3 protein-coding genes and 1 pseudogene are annotated in these 5093 nt (G+C 60.6%); 3 read left to right on the top strand and 1 reads right to left on the bottom strand.

The window, feature by feature from the left end; genetic code table 11:
• Positions 1-371: pseudogene (locus tag FEM54_RS24065) on the top strand (PLP-dependent aminotransferase family protein); the annotation flags it as partial.
• A gap of 106 nt (positions 372-477) precedes the next feature.
• Positions 478-2124: a phosphoglucomutase (alpha-D-glucose-1,6-bisphosphate-dependent) gene (pgm, locus tag FEM54_RS24060; protein WP_099549798.1), complete on the top strand. Its 1647-nt coding sequence runs from the start codon at positions 478-480 to the stop codon at positions 2122-2124.
• A 115-nt stretch (positions 2125-2239) separates the two neighbouring features.
• Here the strand turns inward: pgm and FEM54_RS24055 are convergent, their stop codons facing one another.
• Positions 2240-2935: a pirin family protein gene (locus FEM54_RS24055; RefSeq protein ID WP_138453389.1), complete on the bottom strand. Its 696-nt coding sequence runs from the start codon at positions 2933-2935 to the stop codon at positions 2240-2242.
• Between the two features lie 220 nt (positions 2936-3155).
• On the opposite strand from FEM54_RS24055, the gene FEM54_RS24050 reads away from it, so the two are divergent.
• The coding region (locus FEM54_RS24050) for a UvrD-helicase domain-containing protein (RefSeq protein WP_138453388.1) at positions 3156-5093 on the top strand (1938 nt) is incomplete at its 3' end.

The raw sequence follows: 5093 nt of genomic DNA, 5'->3' as shown, positions 1-5093 counted from the left end.
AGCGCGCGATTGCGCGCCTGTACCACAGCGGCAAGATCGACCAGCACTTGCACCACTTACGCCTTCTGCTGCGTGAGCAGGCGCGCGAAATGGGCGAACTTGTGGGTCGGCACCTGGGTGATCAAGTGACTTACCGAATGCCGGCTGGCGGGGCCACCTTTTGGTTGGGCGCCTCCCGGGCGGTGGACATGCGCAAGGCTTTCCACGCCTTGCTGGCCCGTCAGGTAGTTGTGGCGCCCGGTGAGTTGTTCAGCCTGTGCGGCCTGCATCACCAGCATCTGCGGTTGAGCAGCACCTTCCATGGGCAGCCCAACCTGGACATTGCCCTGGCCTTGGTGGGCGAGGCGCTGCGTGATGCACAGATCAGCTAGATGCATGAAATTTCTCTGTGTCTTGTAGGATCAATACCGTCGCGCAGTAGTCCAACTCTCAGTAAACTGTCATTTTTTCCGAATCCTTCTTTCTCGAGGTTTATGCATGACAATCAGTCCTTTTGCGGGCAAGCCGGCGCCAGCTCAGTTGCTGGTGGATATCCCGCGACTGGTCACGGCCTATTACACCGGCCAGCCTGATGCAGCGATCTCCACCCAGCGCGTGGCCTTTGGTACTTCCGGTCACCGTGGCAGCTCGTTCGAGCTGAGTTTCAACGAATGGCACGTACTTGCTATCAGCCAGGCTATTTGCCTGTACCGTGAAGCCCAGGGCATCAATGGTCCCTTGTTCGTCGGCCTGGACACCCACGCACTGTCGACTCCAGCGGGCGCGAGTGCCCTGGAAGTGCTGGCCGCCAACGGCGTGCACGTGATGCTGGCTGAAGGTGATGAATACACGCCGACCCCGGCCATCTCCCACGCCATCATTTGCTACAACCGTGGCCGTACCAGCGGCCTGGCAGACGGCATCGTGATTACGCCGTCGCACAACCCGCCACAAAGTGGCGGTTACAAGTACAACCCGCCCAATGGCGGCCCGGCCGATACCCACGTTACCAAGTGGATCGAAGCCAAGGCCAACGAACTGCTGGCCAACAAACTGGCCGGGGTTAAACGCATTACCCACGCCCAGGCACTCAAGGCCGACACCACCCATCGCCATGACTACCTCAACAGCTATGTGGCCGACCTGGTCAATGTGATCGATATGGACGCCATCCGCAGCGCCGACCTGCGCCTGGGCGTGGATCCGTTGGGCGGAGCAGGGGTGCGCTACTGGTCGGCGATTGCCGAGCACTACCGTTTGAACCTGGACGTGGTGAACACCGAGGTCGACTCGACTTTCCGCTTCATGAGCGTCGACTGGGACGGCCAGATCCGCATGGACCCGTCCTCCAGCTATGCGATGCAAGGCTTGATCGGCCTCAAGGACCGTTTCGACGTCGCCTTCGCCTGTGACCCGGACCACGACCGCCACGGCATCGTTACGCCCTCGGGTGGCCTGCTGGCACCGAACAACTACCTCGCCGTGTCGATTGATTACCTGTTCCAGAACCGTGCGCAGTGGCGCGCCGATGCTGCGGTGGGCAAGACCGTGGTCAGCAGTGGCTTGATTGATCGGGTTGCAGCGCGTATCGGCCGTCGTCTGTTTGAGGTGCCAGTGGGCTTCAAGTGGTTTGCCGATGGCCTGTTCGAAGGCTCACTGGGCTTTGGCGGCGAAGAAAGCGCCGGCGCGTCGTTCCTGCGCAAGGACGGCACGGTGTGGAGCACCGATAAAGATGGCCTGATCCCGGCCTTGCTGGCCGCCGAAATGACCTCGCGCAAAGGCCAGGACCCAAGCCAGATCTACCGTGGCCTGACTGACGCGCTGGGCGAGCCGTTCGCGATTCGTGTCGACGCCAAGGCGACCCCGGCGCAGAAAGCGTTGCTGGGCAAGCTGTCGCCTGCGCAGGTCACCTCCACGCAACTGGCCGGGGAGAGCATCGAGCAGATCCTCAGCCACGCGCCGGGTAATAACCAGGCAATCGGCGGCTTGAAAGTGATGACCAAAAACGGCTGGTTCGCCGCACGGCCATCGGGCACCGAGGACATCTACAAGATCTACGCTGAAAGCTTTGTGGGTGAAGACCACCTCAAGCAGTTGGTGGAAGAGGCGCAGGTGCTGGTAGACGGCGCCATCAGTTCTAACTGACGCAATGTGGGAGCTGGCTTGCCTGCGACTGCATCAACTCTGTGTACCTGATGTACCGAGTTGTGCGCATCGCAGGCAAGCCAGCTCCCACAGTTGATTGGGTTCAGGCTGAAGGTCAGGCCAGGTCTACCAGGACGATTTCACTGTCTTCAACCGCTGTTACCCGCAACACCTGCTCATCTTCCACCGCCACACCGTCTCGCGCTTGCGCACGCAGGCCATTGACTTCAATCACCCCCGTCGCCGGCACCAGATACGCCCGGCGCCCGCTGTCCAGCCGATACTCGGCGCTTTCCCCAGCCTTCAGGTTAGCCGCCACCAGGCGTGCGTCCGCCCGAATGCGCAAGCTTTCAGTGTCACCGCCCTCGCCGCTGGCCAGGGTCACAAAGCCCTCGCGATTGCCCTTGGGAAACGGCTTGGCACCCCAGGAAGGCGGCAGCCCGGCTTCATTCGGGATGATCCAGATCTGGAAAATCTTGGCGGGCATGGCTTCCAGGTTGTATTCGCTGTGGGCAATCCCGGTGCCGGCACTCATGACCTGTACGTCGCCCGCTTCGGTGCGGCCTTTATTGCCAAGGTTGTCGGCATGGCTGATGGCACCTTCACGCACATAGGTGATGATTTCCATGTCGCGATGCGGGTGCTGCGGGAAGCCCGTGCCGGGCGCAATGATGTCGTCGTTCCACACCCGCAGGTTGCCCCAGTGCATGCGCTTGGGGTCGTGGTACTCGGCAAAGGAAAAGTGATGATGGGCATCGAGCCAGCCATGATGGGCGCCGCCCAGGGTAGTGAAAGGTCGAAGTTCAAGCATGATGGGTCTCCTGTGGATGGTGGCTATCATCCAGCAGTACATGATCGATAAAAAGCGTAAAAAATGCCGGATTCCAATCTGTTTATTCGATTGATTGCTGGCGTTTTGACTTTTACTTCATCGCCTAACTGCATGACAACAAAGCAATTGGCTGGAACTGCGCGCCGATTCCGGCGACCATGGCACCTTCGCCAGAACCAACCTCATCGCTGGAGTCCGCGTGCCGCAACAAACGCCCGATCTGCCCCCCGAACTGCGTCCCCTGGCAGAAATGCCCCTGCTGAAACGGCTCGCCGCCCGTTTGTTTGGCCATGGCCTGACGCGTTTGCGTGCCCAGCATCGGTTTTCCTGGCTGCACGGCCAGGCGGACGGCTTTCGCAGCGGGCACGAAGCCGGCGTGGAATATGGCTATCGCGAAGGCAAGGCCGACGGCCTCGAGGAAGGTCGGCAGGTGTTGCTGATCCGCGACTTTCGCCCCGACGAGCACCGCGCACCGGGGGTGGATGACAGCTTGTTCGACGATTGGCGCTTGCCACTCACGGCCGACGTGAAGAAGCGCATGAAGGCTGACGTAGCACGTCTGCTACCGGCCCACGCCCAGCCCAGTGCCGCGCAATGGAAGATGATCTTCAGTGACACCCCATCGACCTCAGTGATTGCCGGTGCCGGGGCGGGTAAGTCCACCTCGCTGGTGCTGCGCATCCTCTTGCTTAACCACTATCTGGGCTTTGAGCTGAGTTCGATGACCGTGGTGACCTTCACCCGCGAATCGCGCAAAGACTTCATCAATAAGCTCATGGAAATTCTCGGCCTGTGGGGCCAGCCCCTTGGTTTCAAAGAAGCCCAGGCCGTGGTGCGTACCTTTCATTCGCGCATTCTGCCGATGGTGCGCAGCCTGCCGGGCTTCGAGCGGCTGCAAGCGTTTGAAAACCTCAGCAGCGGTTTCGACGATGCCGACAGCAACCCCTTCGACCTGCGTATCAGCGACGCCCAGCGCCAACAGATGAACACTTGTTATCACCGGCTGCATGGCCGCCATGCGCGCTTTCGCGAGCTGATCGCACCACTGGCCCGTCATGGCCTGCAACTCAAGGAACTGGAGCGCGACCACCCCGACGTGCAGAAACGCATCGCCGTCACCGAGGTGGCAGCCAAGCGCGATGAAGAACTTTGTGACGTGATCGAGGACCTGTGGTTTCGCGCCGGCGCCTGGCCGATCAAAGGCATAGAGCCCAGTCGCCAGACTTTCGAAATCAATGGTGCGCTATTCCACTGCCACGGCTACATCCCGGAACTGGATGCCTGGGTAGTACTGGGTTTTGATCCGCGGGAAAACGCTCAGATCAGCCGACCAAATTCAAAGCTTTCAGTGCGCGCTGAGTGGGCGGTAAAGCGCACCTTGTTTCAAGCTTTCTGTCGCAAGCCATTGATATGGATCGATAACTACGAATCATCAAAGCGCCTTTTAAGCAGCCTGGCGGGCGATGCCAGCGCCGGGCCTGGCTTTGATTACAAGGTCAAGGGCGAGCTGGCCTCGGCGCCGCTGTTGGACAGTTTCGTGATGGCGGCCGGGTTTATCGAGAATCTCGGGTTGGATGTGCCAACGGCTGTGGGCCAAATGAGCTTCGCCAAGGACGACCCGGACCGGGGCTACTTTGAAGCCTTGAGCATTTTCTGGAAGGCGCTGGAAGATCATTTGCTCGATCAATCGCCGCCGATCATGACCTATAACCGCATGTTTTCGCTGTTCGGTGAGAACACCCCGGAGAACCTCAAGCTGCTCAGCGATCCACTGCTACGGCCGATGTCGCACCTGATGATCGACGAGTTCCAGGACGTATCGCCGCAGATCGTCTCGTGGATCCGCGCCAGCCTGCGCGAGATTCGCAGCCGTGGCCCGGCGATGCACGTAGGGCGCGGGGCGCAACGCTCGTCGTTGCTGTGCGTGGGTGATGACTGGCAGTCGATCTACGGCTGGCGCGGCAGTTCACCCAAGTACTTCATGGCGTTCAACCAGGAATTCCCGTCACCCAGCACCACCCGCGTGATGCTCAGCGAGAACTACCGCAGCCACCAGCACATCATCGACGCCGCCGAACATGTGGTACGCACGGCCCCGGCGATTCCCGGCAAGAAGGCCAAGGCCAGTGGCGAGCCC

Source organism: Pseudomonas edaphica, assembly GCF_005863185.1.
Classification (GTDB): Bacteria; Pseudomonadota; Gammaproteobacteria; order Pseudomonadales; family Pseudomonadaceae; genus Aquipseudomonas; species Aquipseudomonas edaphica.
Note: the sequence above shows the minus strand (reverse complement) of the source record. Positions and strands in the feature narration are given on the sequence as shown.